At 37.1% G+C, this 21,707-nt stretch carries 18 protein-coding genes and 1 pseudogene; 16 read left to right on the forward strand and 3 right to left on the reverse strand.

Annotation, left to right across the window (positions count from 1 at the left end; all coding sequences use genetic code 11):
- Nucleotides 1-363 precede the first annotated feature (363 nt).
- The 4 genes from NSU19_RS02685 (at nt 364) to NSU19_RS02700 (ending at nt 3,527) form a co-directional block, all read left to right on the forward strand.
- A complete protein-coding gene (locus NSU19_RS02685) occupies nt 364-1,989 on the forward strand; it encodes a hypothetical protein (RefSeq protein WP_162877050.1) in 1,626 nt (541 codons plus the stop codon).
- Nucleotides 1,986-2,690: an ABC transporter ATP-binding protein gene (locus tag NSU19_RS02690; protein WP_063387905.1), complete on the forward strand. Its 705-nt coding sequence runs from the start codon at nt 1,986-1,988 to the stop codon at nt 2,688-2,690. Before NSU19_RS02685 ends, NSU19_RS02690 begins: the two co-directional genes overlap by 4 nt.
- Nucleotides 2,691-2,762: 72 nt before the next feature.
- Nucleotides 2,763-3,215, forward strand: coding sequence for a stage II sporulation protein M (locus NSU19_RS02695; RefSeq protein ID WP_339198592.1), 453 nt, complete (start codon nt 2,763-2,765; stop codon nt 3,213-3,215).
- 15 nt (nt 3,216-3,230) lie between these two features.
- On the forward strand, nt 3,231-3,527 hold the full coding sequence (locus NSU19_RS02700) for a hypothetical protein (RefSeq protein ID WP_063387903.1): 297 nt from the start codon (nt 3,231-3,233) through the stop codon (nt 3,525-3,527).
- Between the two features lie 555 nt (nt 3,528-4,082).
- Here NSU19_RS02700 and NSU19_RS02705 read toward each other — a convergent pair.
- Nucleotides 4,083-5,288, reverse strand: coding sequence for a serine hydrolase domain-containing protein (locus NSU19_RS02705; protein ID WP_066248177.1), 1,206 nt, complete (start codon nt 5,286-5,288; stop codon nt 4,083-4,085).
- Between the two features lie 795 nt (nt 5,289-6,083).
- Here NSU19_RS02705 and NSU19_RS02710 point away from each other — a divergent pair.
- The 10 genes from NSU19_RS02710 to NSU19_RS02755 all read left to right on the forward strand — a co-directional run bounded on the left by NSU19_RS02710 (nt 6,084) and on the right by NSU19_RS02755 (nt 16,485).
- A complete protein-coding gene (locus NSU19_RS02710) occupies nt 6,084-6,878 on the forward strand; it encodes a sugar phosphate isomerase/epimerase family protein (RefSeq protein WP_066248178.1) in 795 nt (264 codons plus the stop codon).
- Nucleotides 6,875-7,690 (forward strand): 5'/3'-nucleotidase SurE, encoded by an 816-nt coding sequence (gene surE, locus NSU19_RS02715; protein WP_066248180.1) that lies wholly within the window; start codon nt 6,875-6,877, stop codon nt 7,688-7,690. Before NSU19_RS02710 ends, surE begins: the two co-directional genes overlap by 4 nt.
- The gene (locus NSU19_RS02720) at nt 7,683-8,726 is read left to right on the forward strand and encodes an ABC transporter substrate-binding protein (RefSeq protein WP_117017240.1); all 1,044 of its coding nucleotides are present in this window, start codon (nt 7,683-7,685) and stop codon (nt 8,724-8,726) included. The genes surE and NSU19_RS02720 overlap by 8 nt, the downstream gene beginning before the upstream one ends.
- Nucleotides 8,727-8,743: 17 nt before the next feature.
- Entirely contained in the window at nt 8,744-10,495 is a 1,752-nt protein-coding gene (locus NSU19_RS02725) for an iron ABC transporter permease (RefSeq protein ID WP_339198595.1), read from the forward strand.
- A complete protein-coding gene (locus NSU19_RS02730; RefSeq protein WP_339198598.1) occupies nt 10,482-11,552 on the forward strand; it encodes an ABC transporter ATP-binding protein in 1,071 nt (356 codons plus the stop codon). Before NSU19_RS02725 ends, NSU19_RS02730 begins: the two co-directional genes overlap by 14 nt.
- Before the next feature lie 173 nt (nt 11,553-11,725).
- Entirely contained in the window at nt 11,726-12,118 is a 393-nt protein-coding gene (locus NSU19_RS02735; RefSeq protein WP_339198600.1) for a hypothetical protein, read from the forward strand.
- Between the two features lie 785 nt (nt 12,119-12,903).
- Entirely contained in the window at nt 12,904-14,667 is a 1,764-nt protein-coding gene (locus tag NSU19_RS02740; RefSeq protein ID WP_339198603.1) for a hypothetical protein, read from the forward strand.
- 436 nt (nt 14,668-15,103) lie between these two features.
- Nucleotides 15,104-15,775 (forward strand): ABC transporter ATP-binding protein, encoded by a 672-nt coding sequence (locus tag NSU19_RS02745; protein ID WP_339198606.1) that lies wholly within the window; start codon nt 15,104-15,106, stop codon nt 15,773-15,775.
- Nucleotides 15,772-15,933 carry a hypothetical protein gene (locus NSU19_RS02750; RefSeq protein WP_162877049.1) on the forward strand — a complete coding sequence of 54 codons (162 nt, stop codon included), beginning with the start codon at nt 15,772-15,774 and terminating at the stop codon, nt 15,931-15,933. The genes NSU19_RS02745 and NSU19_RS02750 overlap by 4 nt, the downstream gene beginning before the upstream one ends.
- A 243-nt stretch (nt 15,934-16,176) precedes the next feature.
- The gene (locus tag NSU19_RS02755) at nt 16,177-16,485 is read left to right on the forward strand and encodes a hypothetical protein (RefSeq protein WP_339198609.1); all 309 of its coding nucleotides are present in this window, start codon (nt 16,177-16,179) and stop codon (nt 16,483-16,485) included.
- 496 nt (nt 16,486-16,981) lie between these two features.
- On the opposite strand, the gene NSU19_RS02760 is transcribed toward NSU19_RS02755, so the two are convergent.
- Nucleotides 16,982-17,917, reverse strand: coding sequence for an EamA family transporter (locus NSU19_RS02760; RefSeq protein WP_063387891.1), 936 nt, complete (start codon nt 17,915-17,917; stop codon nt 16,982-16,984).
- A gap of 125 nt (nt 17,918-18,042) precedes the next feature.
- On the opposite strand from NSU19_RS02760, the gene NSU19_RS02765 reads away from it, so the two are divergent.
- On the forward strand, nt 18,043-19,497 hold the full coding sequence (locus NSU19_RS02765) for a PLP-dependent aminotransferase family protein (protein WP_339198614.1): 1,455 nt from the start codon (nt 18,043-18,045) through the stop codon (nt 19,495-19,497).
- A 55-nt stretch (nt 19,498-19,552) separates the two neighbouring features.
- Here NSU19_RS02765 and NSU19_RS02770 read toward each other — a convergent pair whose 3' ends face one another.
- Nucleotides 19,553-20,455: an AEC family transporter gene (locus NSU19_RS02770; RefSeq protein WP_063387889.1), complete on the reverse strand. Its 903-nt coding sequence runs from the start codon at nt 20,453-20,455 to the stop codon at nt 19,553-19,555.
- A 653-nt stretch (nt 20,456-21,108) separates the two neighbouring features.
- Here NSU19_RS02770 and NSU19_RS02775 point away from each other — a divergent pair.
- Nucleotides 21,109-21,566, forward strand: a pseudogene (locus NSU19_RS02775) (XdhC family protein).
- Nucleotides 21,567-21,707: the final 141 nt, after the last annotated feature.

Below are 21,707 nucleotides of genomic sequence, written 5' to 3' on the forward strand. Positions count from 1 at the left end.
ACTTCAACGGCAAAAGGCAACCTGCTCCAGTTCACTTTTTGTAACTCTCTCATGTAATCGTCAAATCATCTCTGTAAAATGGACGCTTATTAAAAAAGCGCGAGCATTTCCCCTAAAATAAAATTTATCAGAATATGGGATTTTTTCTATTATTTATGATATATTCAATTTAGATAAAGAATGGGCTCGAAATGGTAAATTAAAAAAATCGAGTGATGGCGAAATAAGTTTTTGCCATCGCCCTAGATTTTAAATTCAGGGGGCAGTATGTTAAAGTCTAATCTATTTTATTCGAATTTCAAGTTAAATTTTAGACGCTATGTCAATAGATTTCTTTTTTTCTTTCCGTTTGGGGAAAATTTATTGAATCAAAAAATATTACTAGTTTTATTTGTTTTCATTTTTGGAGTATACAATTTTATCCTATATCATTTAGTAGAACTGATCATTCCTTATTTTTCTCAAGCAGCTGTTTTGTTAGTCAATTTGCTAGTATTATGGAATTTAATCAGCAATCTTCGTTCTTCTCATGATATTTTGCAAAGGTTTGTCTATCCGGAAGATTTTCTCTTACTATACTCCGTGAAAACAGATCCAAATGATATATTATTGGTAAGATTTTTTACGCAAATCATTTTCAAGTCACTGTTTTCGACTCTTTTCTTTTTATATCCAATCCTGTTCTACGTTTTAAATTTTGCAGAAGAATCAATAACTTCTAGGCTATTGTTATTTGTATCTTTTCCATTTTATGTTCTTTTTTTAATTGGGGTCATCAGTTTTTATTCTTCAGGATTATACATAATATATTCAAAGTTTTTGCATGTTGTTTTTCAGTCAGCTGTGAAAAGTGTACTTTCTTTTGTTTTTGTTATGCTGCTATCATTTCTGTCTACGACTGTATTTGGCTGGTTAGGCTTTAGCTACTTTTATGAGGAAAACTTTATAGAATCAATCATTCATTCTATTTCTAGATTCAATCTTGATGTGATTTTGACTGGTTATGTGCTGCCTACTAATTGGTTATTTAATACACTAATGGAAGTAGATTACTTTATCTATTATCAACCATTGTTGTTAATTATTGGAATAATTCTAATTTATATTTCGTTTCTTATTGTAAATAAATATTTAGACGTAAAAGATATGTCGCAGCTTTCCAATGAAAAAACAAATGTCAAAATAATAAAAAACAGATCTTTTCATAACTTTATTGATAGAAAACTAAAAAAGCTTTTATCAAGGAAAGTTTTGGCGGTTATGAAAAAAGATTTCATCGCTTTCACTCGAGCGAATTTTTTAATAAAAAAGAGGTTTTATTTATCTATCTATATGCTGGCTTCCGAAATCGGAATATTGTTCGGGTTAGGAATGATGCAAAATTGGTTTGAATTCCCGGCTCTTTTCGTAATATATCCGATCATCTTTGCAGTTTCATTAAATGTCTCGTTTTTAGGAGACGGATTATTAGGGATTACATCAGCTGATGCTGAAAGGGAGAACTTGCTTTTATATAAAGGGTCAGGCTCTTCTTTGAACCAGTTAGTCGTAAGCAAGGCGATTTTACATGTTATTCCTATTTTGATTGTCATGAACGTTTTATTTATATGTGTTGTCTCGTTATTTCATCTGAAACTAAGTACTGTCATTATGATATTTGTCCTTGTAAATACTACCGCTATTATCATCAGCAGTGCTCAAATTATTGGAACGTTTTTGTATCCGCGTCTGGATTGGGAACATATTGAAGATGTTGGCTCTTCCGTTAAAGCTTCTGTTTTTGAACACACGATTCTTGGAATTGTTTTAATATTAAATTTAGAAATATATGGACTGTTAGGGGTTCTTTACTGGAAAAACTACATCAGCAGCATTCTTTTTAATGTGTTGGCAATCTTAGGTTCTTTCTTGCTATTCATAAGCTTTTTTATATTCTTTTACTTTTGGATTAAACGAGTCGGTACTTCTCATTGGGAGATGAGCAGATGATTATAAAAGATGTTTCGAAAAGGTATAAGGAGTATGATGTATTAAAATCAATTAATATTACATTAAAAAGAGGAGAAATATATGGATTATTAGGGCCAAACGGTGCTGGGAAGTCCACTTTGCTTAAATGTATAATCGGATTGGTCACTCCAGACTCTGGAAAAATATTTATTGATGGTAAGACAATTGATGATGATCGATCTGAATTTTTACAATATATAGGTTATGTGCCGGACACACCTTTTATTTATAATTATCTTACTCCAAAGGAATATTTAGATTTTATAGCTGATCTGCAGCAAGTACCCGATTCGCAAAAAACTGACCGTATTCAAATGTTGTTAAAAAATTTTTCACTAAAAGATAAGGAAAATGAAATGATTTCAACTCTTTCCTTTGGTATGAAGCATAAGCTGTCTGTTGCCGGTGCTATCATTCATGAACCAGATGTGCTTTTACTAGATGAGCCGCTAAGCTCATTTGATCCTCCGACAACAATGTTTATGAAAAAGTTTTTAAGGGAATACGCAGATAGTGGAAAAATTATTTTCATGTCTACTCATTTAGTGCATGTTGCTCAAAATCTATGCGATCGTGTAGGAGTTTTAATCAATGGGGAAATATTAAAGGAATACACGAACATGAAAAACATAATAAATTTCGAAAATATGATTATTAACGATATGGAAGAGATTGGTTAAATAAAAAACGTTCTACTGCGAAATAAGCGGGTTTTATCAGTAGCGTTTATAATATACGTGATTGGAATTATCATGGGTACTTTTTTTAGCAATATCTTACCTGTAGAAAGACAGGAACCAAATGTTGGGCGTACTATATTTGATTATTTTATACATAACGTACTTGCGGATGTTTTCATAAGCTTTACTATATTTACGTTTGGAATTTTTACTGCTGCTTTATTACTAGTCAATGGTTTTTTAGTTGGTGTATCTATCATGCACAGTCTTCAACATGGGAACGATCTAATTTATATTGTAACAGCCCTAGTTCCACATGGTATATTTGAGATTCCTGCTATGATTATTGCGGGTTCTATTGGGTTTAAACTGATTGATGCGGTCATTGCCAAAATTAGGGGAGAATCAAATTCCGTTTTTTTAAAGGACATCTTTACATTCTTTTTTCTAATGATCATTTTGACATTTATCGCTGCCGTTGTAGAGGCTAAGATCACTCCATATTTAATGGCCCAACTTTCATGAGGAGGTGTAAAGCATATGCTATGGGAAAAACTAAACTTAGAAAAATTGCTGAATGATTCGAATAATGGGTCAGATGATGAAGAAAATGAAAAAAGCACATGGTTTATACCCGTTTTTTACGTTTCCATATTATTAGCTTTATGTATAGCATTTATTGAGATAAAACTCATTTTAATCACTCTGTTTGCTCCTGCCATTATCGTCATAATGTGGAAGCCGCCGTTTAAAAATAAAAAAAGGCTCTTCCGAATTATATCATTCATATATCTTTTATTTCTAACTATAGTTACGATATGGTGGTTCCAAGGTTGAATTTCTAACGAAAGTTGTAAAGATTGTATCTTTTGATGCTTACGAATTTTCATTTCATCTAATATATTGAAGTCTAATTCGCGATTTTGATAGAAATATACATTTCTGACAGATTTCGCCGCAGCCATAATGTAAAAGACAATAAAGGCTGTTCGAAGCACAAACAGGGGCTGTCCAGCAAGTCAAAATCCACTGAAATCGAAGCATCATAAGCGTCGATATATCAACGTTTCTAAAACATTAAAGGGGCGTCTATAAGCCGGAAAATCGACTTATTAGACAGCCCCTTAAAAATTTGTTTCAGTTTGCTGGATAGGCAAAAAGATTGGCCCGGAAAATCTCCGATATTCAATGATTGATATTGATAAATGCAGTACAATAAAGGATTCTTAAAGAAAGCGCTATCGAATATATTTCTAACAAACTCTTAAGCTATGGCGTCCGCCGCTGAAGTGTATGTTAGAAAGAAAATACTTTATATGATCATCCATCCGCACTTTGTGACATTATACGGAGTAAGCGGGGGAGTCATCTGTATAGTCTCCATTCCCTAGATCAAGTCGTAATCTGACCGAACCGTTTCAACGTACTATAGACTGCTGACTCGAATTCGAGGAAGCCTAAGTATGAACCCACATCTTGGAACGGAAATATTTGCGTAGCCCAATATCCGCCAATCCCGTTTTTGTGATCAATCCAGTAAAACAGGTTAGCCAATCCCGACCACATCAATTGGCCTGCTGGACGACCTGTAGGGGTAGGTTCATCGTTTACCTGGAATGTATAAGACCACGACTTTTGTACGCCGGGGTAGAACTCGCCGTCATTAGCCAGCGTTGGATCGGACGAAATCCATCCGCCGCTCTTCAATTCCCCAAGTCCGTTTTGAGACATTTGCGCGACTGTTTCTGGTTTGAGTACACCCGCACCGTCATTCAGAATCATTCGGATAAACTTCGTGTATTCGCCAATGCTCGCATACAAACCATGTCCTCCCATATCCATTTCTGGAGATTGCGGGAGAATAAGCTCAGGTTTTGGTGTGAGTTGACCATCCTGACTGCGGCTGTGGATGGTTGCGCGGCGTTCCATCATCGAAGGTGATAACGTGAAACCGATGTCGGACATGCCGAGTGGGGCAAAAATACGCTCTGCCATCACTTCGCCCAGTCGTTTACCGGATACGGCTTCAACAACTTTACCAACCCAGTCGATGTTGACGCCATAGTTCCAGCGTTCACCTGGCTCGAATAGAAGCACGCTCTTTACAGAATCAAATGTACTAGTGAGAATGGAAGGTACTCCCTTTGCTTCACGGTATTTTCGATCTTCATGACTGAAGAACTCGTAGCCGAAGCCGGCAGTGTGAAGCATCAACATGTTGATCGTAACGTCGGTTTTTGCTTCCCTTAGTTTTGGCTGCCCGTCTTTGTCAAACCCTTCGAGAACTGGAATCTCGGCAATCTCAGGTACATACTTCTTGACCGGATCGTCGAGACTGACTTTTCCTTCCTCGACCAATTTCATCAATGCCGTACCGGTGATGGCCTTCGTGGTCGAAAAAAGAGCGAACACTGTATCGGTGGTCATCGGTGTTTTCTTTCCGAGATCGCGTACACCGGCTGCCCCCTCATAGATGTTTCCGTCCCGGTCAGTTACCATTGCAACTACACCAGGGGCTCCTCCAGCCCTGCCTACAGCGGTATCCAACACCTTGTCAAGAGTTTCCTTGAGAGCATCCTTTACTGCTTGTCTTGTCATATCTTTACCCCCTTTAAGCGCTTACAATTTTAATTATTTAAATAATTTTCTGTATTTTCAAAACAAACTATATCACGCTCAAACAGAGCCTGTCAAATTTTATTGTGTTGAGCGCTTTTTCATTGTCTTTTTTGAAGTTGTATCAGCAGCGAATTCAGCATTGAAGGCTAAGTTCAAGTACTACAACCGAAGAGGCAGAGAATTTTTAGATTCCACTGTCGGCAAGGATTTTCGCATTGAACGAAATGTCCTTTAGCGTCCTCAAAAGGGGGCATATAAAATATTTTGCGATTATTTCCGGGATCAATCTCATTTGGAAAAACAAACTGAATTTTTTCATCTGTGTGGGAAACTGCTAGTAAACTCGGAAAATATCACGTCCGCAATGATTTTTATAATATGACAACACATGTGATATCTAAACAAAAAAGAGTGTATTTAGCAAAGAATATGAATAAATCGTAAAAAATTTACAAACAATTTACATTCTAAGTTGGGAATGATGCATAATTGCGATTTGAAGCCGCTTTTTCATTTCTTATTTTTATTTTTTCATTTACAGAATGTTTACAAAAGTTCAAACCGCCTTTAAGTGTTCCTTAACAAATCTTTTCTAAACTTAAGATAGATGAAAAGGAAGTGGACATACATATTCCAATTGCTTGTCAGAATCAATTGTTGATTCAGGAGGAAGTGATTTTCATGGACTTAACTCACGAAATCTTTCTCTAATCGGCAATGTAAAAATGAATCTCTCCATTTCATTAAAAAATAAGAAAGGAGGAAATCAGTTCGATGAATATACGCTTTGCTTCTACACTTGCATGGGCATTTCCGGTTGAGGAAGTGATTAGGCTGGCAAAAGAGTTAAAATTTGTCGGTGTTGAGGTTTGGGCAGAGCATGTGTGGAAATATGAAAGCATGCCTAAACGAATCCGGCAGGTCAAAGAAGAAACAAACATGCAACTGACGATGCACGCAGCAAGCTGGGATTTAAACTTAAGCTCTCTAAATAATGGCATTCGCAAGCAGTCCGTTCATGAAATTATTCGATCTATTGAGCTGGCTTCACAAATTGGGGCTGATAATATTACATTTCATCCAGGAAAGCTGACTCTTGCGGATTCAGACGTTTCTATCCATGAAGAGCTTTTGTTCGAATCAATGGAAGAACTTGATCGAAAAGCTAGACAAGAAGGACTCACGTTATCGTTAGAAATGATGGAATGGAAGGCGAAAGAGTTTATTATTAAACCAGCCGCCGTAAAAAAAGTGATTGTACCTTTTTTCCCGCAAATTCAAACGACATTTGATGTCGCCCACATTCCATTACACGCAGACATTTTTTCTATCTGGAATGAAATGCCGGAGGTAAACAAAATTCATATTAGTGATGCAACAAAAGAAATTCTTCATTTACCGTTAGGTGACGGTGATATCGGAGAAGAAATATTAAACAAATTTTTAACTATCGAGAATATTCCAGTAATTATTGAAGGGTTTGATGCTTCAAAAGATTTGATGGTGTTAAAGAAAAATGTACTGTATATAAAACGGAACGGAAATCGATTGAAGGAGGTCGTCCGTTGAGAATTTTAGTTACAAACGATGACGGAATTTTTGCGCCAGGAGTCGAAGCACTTGTAGAAGTTCTTCAGCATTTTGGTGAAGTTTATGTCGTTTGTCCTGACCAAGAGCGAAGCGCAGTCGGCCATTCCATTACTCTCAGAACACCATTAAAAGTGAAACCTGTGGAAATATTCTCTGGAACGAAAGGGGCATGGGCCGTAAACGGTACTCCGGCCGATTGCGTCAAACTTGGGATGGAAGTACTGTTAAAGACTCCGCCTGATATTTTGTTTTCAGGTATTAATCTTGGTCCGAATTTAGGAAGGGATTTATATTACTCTGGTACATTGGCAGGTGCGGTTGAGGCTTCTCTTTACAACGTTCCAGCCGTATCAGTATCGTTGAACGAATTTGATGAAGCGAAGGTAAATTATTTAAAAACAAAACAGCTTTTGTATAAAGCGGTTGAAATTATTTTACAAAACCGAATTCCTAAAGGAGTTTTTTTAAACATCAATTTACCGAATATTCCGATTTATCTTTGTAAAGGTGTTGAGGTAGTTCCTTTAGATTTGACAGTTTCCCGTTATCGATACGTAGGGCTAAACGATCCGCACGGTCAAGTATATTTTTGGTTAAAGGATGAATTAAACCAATTAGTAAACCTCAACGAAAACAGTGATTATTTAAAGCTAAAGGAAGGTTATATTACCGTTTCACCTGTGGAGTTTCCCGTTCATCACAAACGGAAAATGGAACAGATTGAACGCTGGTTTCGAAAATGCTCTTTAAATTTCTTAAAAGAGGGTAAGGAGGAACATTCCAATGCGTAAATGGTTGTCCGCTTTCACTATATTCACATTACTTTTTGTATTAGCTGCCTGTGGCAGCAGCAATAATGCCTCATCAAGCAATGATGTAGAAACGCAGTCAGAACAAAAGAAGGAAGTCTCAGGGGAACTTAATTTCTATACTTCACAGCCTGATGAAGATGCTCAAAGATTAGTGACAGCTTTTAATGAAAAATATCCTGATGTAAAAGTCAATACTTTCCGGTCAGGAACGGAAGAAGTGATTGCAAAATTACAAGCTGAAAAAGAAGCTGGAAACATTCAAGCAGATGTTTTGCTTGTTGCAGACGCTGTAACGTTTGAAAGTTTAAAAAATGACGATCTTTTACTTTCTTACAAATCAAAAGAAGCAGAACAAATTCCGGGTCAGTTTATTGACAGCGACGACATGTACACAGGCACAAAAGTGATGGCAACTGTTCTTGCAGTGAACACAAATAGTGTGCAAAACATACCTGATAGCTGGAATGTATTGACGGAAAGCGACGCAAAAGGAAAAGCAATTATGCCAAGCCCGTTTTATTCAGGAGCAGCTGCATACAATCTTGGAGTGTTTACAAGACAAAACGATTTAGGATGGGATTTCTTCAAGCGTTTAAAAGAAAACGGAATGGCTGTTACGAAAGGGAATGGCGGTGTGTTAAAATCGGTTGCTTCAGGGGAAAAGCCATACGGAATCGTTGTTGATTATCTCGCTGCGCGAGCCAAAAAAGAAGGTTCACCTGTAGAATTCATCTATCCGAAAGAAGGCGTTCCTGTCATTACTGAACCGATCGGTATTATGAAGGATACAAAAAATGAAGAAGCAGCTAAAGCTTTCGTAGATTTCGTTTTATCAGAAGAAGGACAAAAATTAGCAGCTGAACTTGGATATACACCGATTCGCCAAGACGTTAATGCTCCAGAGGGATTAAAAACGATTGATGAGTTGAACGTACTGAATGCAGACATATCTGAGCTTTATCAATCTCGTGAAGAAGATAAAGCAAAATTTGGTGAAATATTTGGTCAACAATAATTAAAGGAGAGAGGACGATGTTTCCTGGTAAAGAGCAAACAAAAGGGATGACGAGGAGCACGTCCTCGTTTTCTCGTTTCTTCCCATTGAAAAACTTGTGGATGGGTTTCGGGTTTTTACTGATTATTTTATTTTTTATAGTTCCCGTTTTTCGCCTTATCTTATTAAGTTTAACAGAAGAGGGTGCCGTCTCACTTTCGAATTACTCAGAAGTGCTGAAAGAAGAACAAACATGGATCACTGTGAAAAATACGCTTTATATCGTCATCGGTTCTACTTTGGTTTCACTTATTTTAGGGATTGCGATGGCATGGGTTATCGCCTATTTAAACATTAGCGGGAAAAAATGGATGCAGCTGTTTATCTTTCTTCCGTTTATTATTCCTTCATACATTACAACACTTGCATGGGTTCAGTTTTTTAGCGGCAATGGACCAATTGCAGCTGTTCTTCATATGCTTCCAGGAGATTGGAAGCTGCCAAACTTGTATAGCATAGGTGGAATCATTTTTATTTTAGGTTTGTCTCATTATCCGCTTGTATATTTACTAACGGTGGAAGTGTTTAGAAAAATTCCTCTGGAGCTTGAGCAAGCGGCACAAACATGCGGTGCTAAAAGAGGAACTATTATTCGTAAGGTCATCCTTCCGCTAGCATTGCCCGGGATTTGCAGCGGCGGAATGCTCGCTTTTTTATCAAATCTTGATAACTTTGGGATCCCTGCTTTTTTAGGTATCCCGGCAAACATTCGTGTGCTAAGTACGTATATTTACGAAGAAGTCGTCGGATTTGGACCGGCTGCCTTTGCAAGAGCGGCCGTTCTATCGATTTTGTTGGGAGCAATTGCTTTAATCGGACTGTCTATTCAATGGCTTCTTTTAAGGCGAAGCCGTGTAATTGAAACGGTCAAACGGGATAAAGAACCTCGCATTCATTTATCGTTGACGTGGAAGCGTTTGATCGAAATAGCCGTTTGGGCACTTTTGTTGTTCACGAGTTTCGTTCCGTTCGTTTCAATGGGTACGACATCATTAATAAAAGCTTACGGGCTCCCTTTTCAATTAGAAAATTTATCACTGGAAAACTATCGATACATTCTATTCTCTGATCCAAAAACAATGTCAGCGATCAGCAACAGCATGAAGCTTGCGATCTTAACGACAATTGTCTCATTGATTGTCGGAACGGCCATTGCGTATCTTCGCTATAAATCACCAAATAGATGGACAAAGTTAGTGGAGCTGTTTGTAACGATACCTTACGCACTGCCGGGGACTGTCTTTGCTCTCAGTATGATCTTTTCATGGATGCAGCCGTTGCCAGGATGGAACCCGGGTATCTACGGCTCCATTTGGATTTTAATTATTGCCTACATTACAAGATTTATAATTTTACAGGTTAGGGGAAGCTACACGGCGCTGACACAGGTAGAGCCTTCCATTGAAGAAGCTGCTCGTACGTCAGGGGCTAAACCTTTGGTCAAATGGCGGCGAATTCTCATGCCGCTTCTTTTACCGGGTATCATTGGCGGAGCCTTGTTGGTCTTTTTAACCTCTTTGACCGAACTGACGGTTTCCAGCCTTCTATGGTCTACAGGAGCCGAAACGGTGGGAGTTGTTATTTTTAACTACGAACAGGCTGGATATACCACTTATTCCACAGCATTTTCAAGTTTAATTGTTTTAGGAATTTTGTTCGGCAGTTTTTTGTTTATCAGCCTTGAAAAAGTTTGGAGACGAAAGGTGTTGAAACAAAATGATTCGGCTTGATGGGATTTCAAAAGCATATGGGGATGTCACAGCTTTGCATTCCATTGATTTAACAATCAAGGATGGAGAATTTATCGCCATTTTGGGACCTTCTGGTTGTGGAAAGACTACATTATTAAAATTACTGGCCGGTTTTATGAAACCGACAAGCGGAACCATTACGATAAATGATACTGTTGTTGCTTCAGCGGAAGCCGTCCTCCCGCCGGAAAAAAGGAACATAGGGATGGTTTTTCAATCGTTTGCCTTATGGCCGCATATGACAGTATATGAGCATGTTCAATTTCCTTTAATGCATCATTCGTTTGCTCCAAAGGCTGATAAGGAGCAGCGGGAGGAGAGAGTGAAAAATGTTTTACGAATGGTTGGGTTAGAGTCGCTAGCCCAACGATATCCTCATGAACTTTCCGGTGGACAAAAACAGCGGGTGTCTTTAGCACGTGCAATTGCGCCAGAACCAGGTCTTTTATTAATGGATGAGCCTCTCAGTGCTTTAGATGCTGAACTTCGAATGGAAATGAGAAAGGAGATTCAACACATTCATCGTCACACAAATGCTTCCATTGTATATGTTACCCATGATCAAAGCGAAGCATTTGCGATGGCAGATCGAATTGTCGTAATGAATCATGGGAAAATTGAACAAATTGACCGGCCGGAAATGATTTTTACAAGGCCGGAGACAGAATTTGTTGCAACTTTTGTAGGCAAATGCAATTTAATTCAAGGTAAATGGGAGGAAAAAATGTTTATTCCGAAGCCATTTCCTAATGAAAAATGGCCGGATATAGGAGTATCTATTAATTTGAAAAAAAAGGGTCTATATCCTGTCCGTCCGGATCAATGGGCGCTGTCTAAAGCAAAAGAAGGTTCTTCGCATGGGGTGGTAAAATTTGTTCAATATCAAGGAAAAGAAATGTATTACATCGTACAAGTAGGTGAAGAAGAATGGACGGTACATGAATTGATTCAACATACTTCTCGCTTTCAAGTTGGAGATCCGGTCAATCTCGTTCTTCAGAATACTGTAATAAAAAAAGAAGCAGTTCTTGTATAACATAAATGATTCAAAGGTTCTGTGTAAACTTGATTGTATTGATGGAGATTGAGTTTGGTCTAATCTGCTTGAAAGTACCCTCTCAAATGAGATGGGTGCTTTTTTGTCATTTTTATAGATTTAAAATTTTATATATTTAGAATAGATCATAAAAATGGAATAGGATGGAAGACATGAAGTCAAAAAAAGTAGTAGTGTTATCGTTGTGCGGTTTATTTCTGCTTGTCAGTCTATTTTTAAACAGTGAAGAAAATGTCAGGCAAAAAGATCAAGAGTCAACTAATGAAGCTAGTAATGGGAAGAGTAATGAATCGAATCTTTCTTCAACGAATACAGGACAACAAAATGAAGAAACAGCTGAAAACAATGAAGATGAATTATCTCTCTTTATTTCTCGTTATCATGATGTATTTAACCAACTAACGAATCGTGTTCAGTATCAAAATATCGATTGGGAAAAATTTCAGGAGCTAGGAAATGATTTGATCGGAGAAATAAATAACATCTTATCCAAAGATGTTTCTTCAGAATATGAAATCTCTAGAAAAAGGAAGAATATCTCTTAAATTGTGGAAAATTTGTTTTTGTATAAGTTGTTAAGACGAAATTTGAATGAATTTACTTTAGAGTCTGTCTATTAAAGAATCGGCTCTACTTTTGTCTTAATAAAGTTATATAGAGGCATTTTTTGACCTATAATGAAAAGACATATAATAAAAAAGATTCCTTGTCCTTCATTATTTCCTATCAGATATAATGCTGCCTCGTAAGCGGAATGATACCCTTCCGTGACTACAAAATCATCTGCGATAGTAATAAGATCCCTACCAAGCCAAGCAGGATAGAAGTTCATACTTGCCTGATCTGTGGGTTAGAGTGTTGAAAAAAATTTAAAAACTTGAGTGAAAGTTTTGTGAATAAAATTTACAAAGATGTATTGATAGTGGTCTGAATATATCTTAAACTTAGGTGGTAATAAAAAGTATTTTAGTAAGTAATTTACTGTTAATGGCTAAAAGAAATAAAACAAGCTGTCTTTTCTTTTAGTGTGCTTTAGCAGTCGGCTTTTTAACGTTTGCACTGTGCTCACTCTCTTCAGCGTTTCCAGCTGCAGATCGTGAAAGTGTAGCGGCGGTTGTCTTAAACGTTGTTGAAGCTGGCGGAGCTATTACTGCAATCGTTTCTATTCCAACAGCAGTTGGTTCAGCGGACGTTCATAGAGCGCTGCAGCAGGTTAAGCAGCAATTCGTTAATATCTTAAAGAAGGAGAAATCAAGAAAAGTGATTATCGCTTGAAAGTCAAACTATTTTTCGATGAAGAATTTTCATACTTTGAAATACAGGTGAGAGAATGTTAATAAAGCTATTATCACTTATGCTATCGATTCGAATGGAACAGCAATATTCTGCTGTCATCGAATTCATTATTAAAAAAGCGCCCTTTTTAAGAAAACTTAGTTCAAAACAGTATATGATGTTTTCTTTTATTCTTGATATTTTGCTTGCCTTCGTCATCGTATCCGTTTTGTACAAATGGCTATACTCCCAGCAATATCGCCAGCAATGGGAGAGTGGTTTCATTGTCTTTTTTCTTCTTTATTCAATTTTTAAGGGAGCCGGAGCTTATCGAAGAACTCATATTCCACCGTTTATGGATCTTATTCAGGCTGCTCCAGTCTCGTTCAAATCAATACATATCACATTTATTGCTTTAGAGCTGGTATGGAGCATTTTTACAAATTCCAGCCTATTTTTTGTTTATATTTTATTTCAATCACGAATTGCGGAATCATTAGATGCTTTATTCTGGATGAAGCAGTTGAATATTTTGCTGCTGGGCGCTCTGTTGTTTATGACGAGCAATAAACTTGCAGGTGCCTATATTCATAACATTGTAGTAAAAAAAATAGGGTGGTTCCGTTTTGTATTTTTCGCCGCTGTCTCAACTGCTTTTTTTATGCTGGGGCGCGTTCTTGTGTCAGGTCTTCTAGTCCCTATTTTCAAAACATTTAAGGATAATTTTCCATCCTTTTTGGCTGCAGCTGAAGATACAGCTTGGGTCAATCTATCTCAGCAGCTGATCAATCTATATGGGAATAAAATAAACTCCTTTCAAAAGAGTTTATTTTCAGACGGCTCTTTATATTTGCAGATTGAACATTTTATTGGGACTCCATGGATGTTAGGGCCTCTGATTTTCCTTCTAGTTGGCGTACTTTCCTTGCCTGTTAAAATGATCCCAACTGAAGATCATGGAGAGATTAAGAGATTTCGTGACTTTTTTCACTTCTATCTACAGCTGCTGCATTGGGTACGTTCTATTATATTGCCGAAGAATGCACTGATTTATAAAGATCTACAAATCATACGTGAAAAAAGATGGCTGCTCTCAAAAGAATTTTTTAATTATATGGTCTTATCTTACGAAGCTTTTTTTTATATAGGTTTCTTTACTGCATGTATGTCAGCAGCAGGGAACACGGCTCTCCAAATACAGCTATTATTTACATTGAACTTGATGGTTTTGGCTAACCAAGCAATGGAAATGAGAATGTTGACTCCTTCTTTTTTTTCTTTTAGCACTGAAAAAAGAAACATATGGATGTATCAACTATCATTTTCTTCGTTAACTGAATTCTTTTGGGCAAAATTGAAATTGTTTTATTGCCTATATTTAATTCCATCTTTCTTTTTGACGATAGGGAATATAATGATTCTTACGTATTTCCAAATAGCTGATCTCAGGATGATCATTCCTTTTATTGGAATAACTATCTCTTTTTTCGTTTTTCCATTTATTCAATTATACTTGTTTCCATTTATCACTAAGTTTCATTTTATTCATGAATACGAGATTGGAACAACAGAAGAAGAGGAAAGCATAGTAAATAACGGCCAAGCTTTTATGAGGAACTTTCTCGTCATGCCTTTTATTTATTACTTGCTCGCATCACTATTTATTGGTGTATTGAGTGAGGCGGCAGGTGTTGTCAACTACATATCTGTCCTATATTTTATGATAGTTTCAGCCATTTGCCTAATTGTTTGTAAGAACACAATGAAAAAAGGAATTGACCATGTTGAAAAAGTTAAAATCCTTTCTATTACTGAATAAGTGATTGCCTCGCTGGGATTGATTTATTTCTTGTTTTTGAAATCGCTGCTATATACTCGCAATGAGCGCATCCAAATTTATAACTAGGAAACAACTTTTCTTTTGCAGTTATTTTTATGTTAGAGAGCTATCAATGCTTGGAATTGGTTCGTTGACTTGATGGAAGATGACCGCAGTCACTTTGTTTTACAACGATTCTCATAGGGAAATCACGACTTATATGCCGCTGTCATGTAGGACTTACCTTTTTCTCACACAGTGCTTGAAATACCGGGACTATTTATTTTTTCAGTCAAAAGTACTTATCCCTTTATCTGATATTTCTGCTTTATTACGGAATAGTTTCTTACGCTAAAAGGAAGCAGAATAGGGGCTGTGGCGATTGTCTCGCTTTATCGGATTATAAACTGTTTGTTGATTATTGGAGGATTTCTATATGGTTAAGCTTCAAGTTTCACAACTGGCTTTTCAGTATGAACAAACTGCAGAAAAAGGAGCATTGCTGGAAAATGTTTCTTTTCAATTACATGCAGGAGACCGAGCATGTATCATCGGAAAAAACGGCAGCGGCAAATCAACTTTGCTAAGGCTAATAGCGGGATTAATCCAACCGGATTCAGGAAATATTTTACTAAATGAAAAGTATAAGCCTGGAACAGATCGTTTTAAAGAAGCAATGGCCTATATTCCTGATAAACCACTTGTTTATGATGCATTAACTGGATTTGAAAATAAGGAGCTTATTCTTTCACTTTGGAGGATCAAAAAAGAAAAAAGAGCTGCATATGAAGAAAAATTCCAAGAGCTTTGTGAACAGTTTGATCTGACACATGCTTTGCAAAAGCCGGTCAAACATTACTCTCTAGGCATGAAATATAAACTATTCCTTATTAGTATGTTAGCAAGATCACCTGAGTTGATTATTTTGGATGAACCTTTTACTTCATTAGACGAGGCCTCACAAAAGCAGTCAATCATGATGCTGAAAGAAGCGTTCAAGGAACAATGCCTTTTATTTACAAGTCACCAGCGATATATTTATGCCGAATTAGGCAGCCGATTTTTTCTGCTTGAAAACAGACAGCTAAAGGAGATGAACCTCATATGAAAACTTATTCTCTCATTATGATCGCAATCAGTTTAGTCATGATTTTGGCAGTATTCGTGCTGAAAATAACAGCATTGCTTGTCGGAAAAATTCTTCTAGCTGTTGCTGCTGCTTTTTTGGTCTCCTCACTGATTCGTTTAATAAGTCTCAAAAAATAAAACCTGCCGACAGACAGCATTTCGGAAATTTGTACAGAAACAGGTGAAGTTTTTTGAAGGCACTGCGGATTGCCTCCCGGATTCAACAGTGAAATCTTACAGAACTAAAGCAGATGGCAGAATCGAGGAAAAGAAATTGTTCGTTAAATAATCAAACAGAGGGGAAGACAGAAAAACATTTTTGTTTTAAAATATTAAAACCAAGTATATAATGAAGAAAAGATGTTAAAGGGGCGTGAATACATGAAAAAAATCGTTGCCCTGACAATTTTTATTTTTATAAGTATTACCTGTTTATACATTTCTAGTGATCGTTCCAGTCATACTATAAATGCTGTACACGAAATTAGCGCCATCGATCATTTGGCAGAAAATTTTGCTCCGATTGATGGACCAGATATAGGAAAAGACTCTTGGGTTGATATTGCCAGTTACATTTTTATAGCGTTAAGCACCACTTATTTCTGCTATTGCTTTGTGCAATCTGTCAAAAGACGGTTTTTGCTGAATCCCGTCTTTTACGAATCGAATTATGTGGTCTCACCTGCTTGAATGAATCATAAACAAATCATTCAAAGGAGGATGAGTACCATGATATGGTTACGTATGTTATTAACAGCATTTTTTTCAATTACAGCTCTCTCTTTATTGTCTTATCAAGGATTGGAAATTTTCAACGCGTTTACTGACTTTTTTAGAAAAAATTAATGGATTGAAGAGGGTTAAAAAGAACTCTCCTTTCCTATCAGCTTGCGGAGAAAGAAGTATTTTTTCTCTGCAAGCTTTTTTATTGTTGATAATAGCCCACTGTACACATAGATAAGTCGTCGTTCTTTCATTTGCCGCAACGTGGCCGATCTGAAAAAAATCAAGTAATGGGTAAATTTAAAACATATTAAGAGAGCTGTGCAAAAGAATCCGGCCAGCTTGTCCTCTGAATGAGAGAGGCAAGCTGGCCTCATTTTTTTAAATCGCTATGGATGAAATGGCACACTGAAAATTTTTGTCGCAGGGATTTAACGGCTTTTTTTGAAATATTCCAGAGTTTTCAATCAAAATTTTTTGAAGCGGTCCTGTGAAACAGCGCTCCCTTTTTCCAATACTCATAAAAAGTTGATCGATTAGTTAAAAATACACCAAATAAAATCAAGAAGGCGCCGATCAGCGTAATGGGTTTCATGATTTCATTTAATATTATGTAGCCGGCGATTAGCGCGACAAGAGGCGAAATGTAAAGCCAAGTTGACGGAAAAACCGGATTTGTTTTTGAAACAAGCCAATAATACAGCCCGTGGCCGACGATGGAGCCGATGATGATTAAATAGAGCAGTGATAACACCGTTTCATAGCTTGCCAGCAGCAGCCATTTGCCTTGTTCGCCCGTTAAAAAGGATACAGCCAATAAGAAAATGCCGCCGTAAAACATTTGTACGGCATTTGAAAGAAACGGCGAGATATCCGGATGTTTGCTTGTAAACATTTTTGCCCGAACTGTCCCAAGTCCATAAAACCACTCGCTTAATATAATCATAAAGCAAGCCAAAACCCACATGCCGGAGACAGGCAAAGAGAATCCCGGTGAAGAGATCAAAAAGACGCCTATTAAAGCAGCTGCCATCCCTGCTAATTGTTCTTTTTTGATCGGTTGTTTATTCTCTCTTGCCTGATGGAGCAGCACCATCATCGGGCCTGTTGCAGATAATACAGCAGCTAGTCCGGACGGGATGAATTGCTCAGCCCAATATAATGAAGCAAAAGTGATAAAAGTTAAGCAAAAACCGTTAAACACGAGCGAAGAGGAAAATAAAACGGTTTTCAATCGATAGTTCCGCATTTTAAAGACGGCCATCATAATCACCCCAGCGGCAAAAAATCGCATTCCCGCTGAAAAAAACGGCGGTGCCCCTGCTTCAATTCCGATTTTGATAGCTAAAAAAGTTGTTCCAAAAATTAAGCATATAAAACAGTAATTCAAAATAACCACGACGAATAACTCCTTTTTGTTAAGTTTTTTGATATTATAACGACAACGGTATATAACAGTACAATGCACTGTATAACAGTTATGCGCTTTTATCTTTTGTCTTCTATGTAATGGGAGGGGAGACAATGCAATTATCGATTAATAAAAAATTAAGCACCCCATATTATGAACAAATCAGCAGGCAAATCGAAGAACGGATTCAATCGGGCATGCTTCTTCACGGTGAAAGGCTTCCTTCTTTAAGATCGTTAGCAAATGAACTTAATGTAAGCTTTCTGACGGTGCAAAAAGCCTACAAACTGCTGGAATTGAAAGGATATATACAGATTCAGCAAGGTAAAGGTGTTTTTGTTGCAGCGGGAAAGAAAAAATCATATGAAAAGCACTCTGAATCTTTCGGCTGGCAGCATCAGATGAAGATGAATGGAACAAGATCACAATATCTCGCCTATCGTGAAAAAGAGATTTATGACTTTTCCCAAGCAGTCGTTTATCCAAGGCTGCTTCCATCTCACTTCCTTGTTCAAGAAATGAAAAAAATATTGGAGCAGCATCCCCTTGTGTTGTCGACATATGGTCCTATTGAAGGAGATGAAGAATTAAGGTATGAAATTGCCAATTACTTATTTAACTTCCATCACTTATCTGTTAAACACGACAAAATGATCATTACAAGCGGTGCACAGCAAGGAATTGACTTAGTGGCGCAAACTTTGTTAAGTCCAGGGGATGTTGTGATGGTTGAAAGCCCTTGTTATGGTGCGGCCATTGATGTGTTTGTCAATAAAGGATTTCAAGTCGTATCGATTGGAGTTGATGAAGAGGGACTGAAAGTGGATGAATTGGAGGATAAATTGCAGGTGCATCAACCAAAACTATTATATGTAAACCCAACCTTTCAAAATCCTACTGGAACATGCATGCCGGAAAAGAGCCGCAAGCAATTGGTAGAACTAGCAGAAATGTACCATTTTTTAATTTTAGAAGACGATTCGTTCAGCGAAGTTTCATTTGACAATATTACGGTGCCAAAGCCAATAAAATTCTTTGATAAAAACGGTCACGTCATTTACCTTAAAGGATTTAGCAAAACAATTGCGCCTGGCATTCGCATTGCGGCTGTCATTGTGGATGGGGTTTTATTCGACTGGTTGTACGGCACGAAAACGACGATGGATATCGGAAGCCCGCTCTTACCGCAAAAAGCGTTGCTTCCCATTTTGCGAACGGAGCGGATGAAAAATCATATGGAAAAACTAAAAATTGCACTTGAATTAAGAAGAAATACGGTTCTTGACGCATTCAAAAATTTAGAGGAAGTAATGATTTATAAACCAAAAGGCGGATTGAATGCCTGGATTAAACTTCCATCCATGATTCAGCCAATAAAATTGCAAGAAGCAGCTCGGAAAAATAAGATTTCTTATTTGCCCGGAAGCGCCTGTTTTCTTCATGAACCGAAACAACATTATATTCGCATCAGCTATTCTTATTTGAGCGAGCATGATTTGCAAGTCGGTATCGAAAAGCTGGTGGACATTTTGCAAAATATGATGGCAAATTATAAAAAAGAGATGTGACACATTTGACGCATTTGAGCTGCCGTTCATGTAATGCTGCTCGCTCGTTTCTTTTTTAAGAGAGCAGCGCAAGCAAGAGCGGCACTGTAGCAATGCTGGCCAGCGTGGTGGTTAATGTGCTGAATGAAACTAAATCTGGTTCTGTTTGAAATTGAACAGCAAACATTGTCGTGTTGGCTGCAGTAGGCATAGATGCAAGAATGATTAAAATTTTTGCAAGCAAGTCTTCAAGCGGAAGACAAAGAATAATACCAATTGAAATAATAGGCGATATGATCATGCGAATGATAAAGATGGAAGCGACGTCGCCAGCTTTTACACTTTTTAGCTGGATGTTGGCGAGCTGCATTCCGAGAATGACCATAATGGTCGGAATCGTTGCATCGGCAATCAAACCGACAGGCTGCATGATGAAATCAGGCACCGGAACATGCAGGATTTGAAGCAAAATGCCGGCAGCTGAACCGTATAAAACGGGCATTTTCACTATTTTCATAAGGGCGCTTTTTATGCTGCTGTCTTCTTTGCTGCCAATGGCAGCGTAGTAAAGACCGATCGTATTCATTAAAAAGGACTGGATAACCATCATGATGACTGCATAATCAAAAGCAGTTTGACCAAAAACAAACAATATAATTGGGGCCCCATAGTTGCCGCTATTCATGAAAACAGCTGATAACATCATGGCAGACTCTATCGATTGCGGCAATTTTTTTAATTTACTTACAATTTTTACGATAACCATTAATATGAAACATAAAAGCAAGCAAAATATAAGAATATAAAAATAATCAAGTGTAATTTTGTTTGTATAAAATGTCCGGAAGACAAGAAACGGATACATTAAGTATGTCGTCATGACCGAAATAGATTTAATGTCAAAGCCAATTGTTTTTTGCCCTACATATCCGACTGCAAAAATGATAAAAGCCGGCAATACAATCAGTACAAATTCCATAACCTTTTCACCACTCTGCGTAAAATGAACAAACAATAGAGCATTGAGCAGATGCCCAATGCTTTATCACGTAAAGTTAAAGCTGAAATATGAAAGCACGCCAATTCTTTTTTAGATAGTTGCAAAGTTCAAATCGGCTGCCACCTTGCCTGTTCCGTCCATATTCTTCTTACACAAAAGGATAAAATACCATTCTTCCTAAAAATACCCAAAACATTTGAAAGCCCAATTGTTGAGATCACTGTATTAAATTGGTATAAGCAACATCTATTTCAAATAATAAAGCAAAAGCCCAGTTATTAGCAACAAATTTAAAGATTCACAGAAGAAAGCCGAATAAAATGTAAAAGTTATATTGGTAAGGAAAATGAAAAACAACTTTATTTTTTGTCTCATCACCATATTCTGTGATGTTCACACAATTCCGGCAATAAGTTAGCGAGATTGATACTCAATCTAGAGTAGCTCCTTCGCTGGACAATAATGAATTACATCAATTCGTCTGCGATTTTTCGAAAAATCTATTACAAAGTACAAATCCAAAATCGGAAACAAAAACATTCACCTTATCAAACGGAGAAAAAGTCGATGTATTTTTTGATGTAAATATTCCTCCGATTGAATTAATCATTTTTGGTGCGGGTCATGATGCCATTCCTTTAGCAGAGTTTAGTGTTAGATTAGGATTTAATACAACCGTAGTCGATCCAAGATCAGCCTATCTAACAGAAGCTCGTTTTCAGGTGCGAAAAGAATTTTAGCAGATGCAAGCTCAATTCCCGAAAAGGTAAAAGTCAGTTCCAAATCGTATGTGGTCATTATGAACCATCATTTGGAACGAGATATAAATGTTCTGAAACATATACTTCATACGGATGCAAGGTATATTGGGATTTTAGGTCCGCGTTCTAGATGCCAAAAAATATTTAAAGCTCTTCAAATAGACGACATTGACCAATATGATCACATATTTAATCCCGTTGGATTAGATATTGGTTCGGAGTCTCCTCAGGAAATAGCGTTAAGTATTCTTGCTGAAATCATTGCTTTTCGAAACAAGCGTGCGGGCGGATTTTTGCGTAAGAAAAAAGACCGTCAGTTAGTATCATGAGCAACTCATAAATAAAATAATCATTTTAATATTCCTAATATTCCCAATATTCAAAATAGTTATCCCTCTTTAAGGAGGTGATTGCAAGGATTACAAGGACAAATGATCCTAATCAAAAAATAATTAAGAAATAAAAAAACA

Source organism: Aeribacillus sp. FSL k6-2211, assembly GCF_037966125.1.
GTDB classification, from domain to species: domain Bacteria; phylum Bacillota; class Bacilli; order Bacillales; family Aeribacillaceae; genus Aeribacillus; species Aeribacillus composti.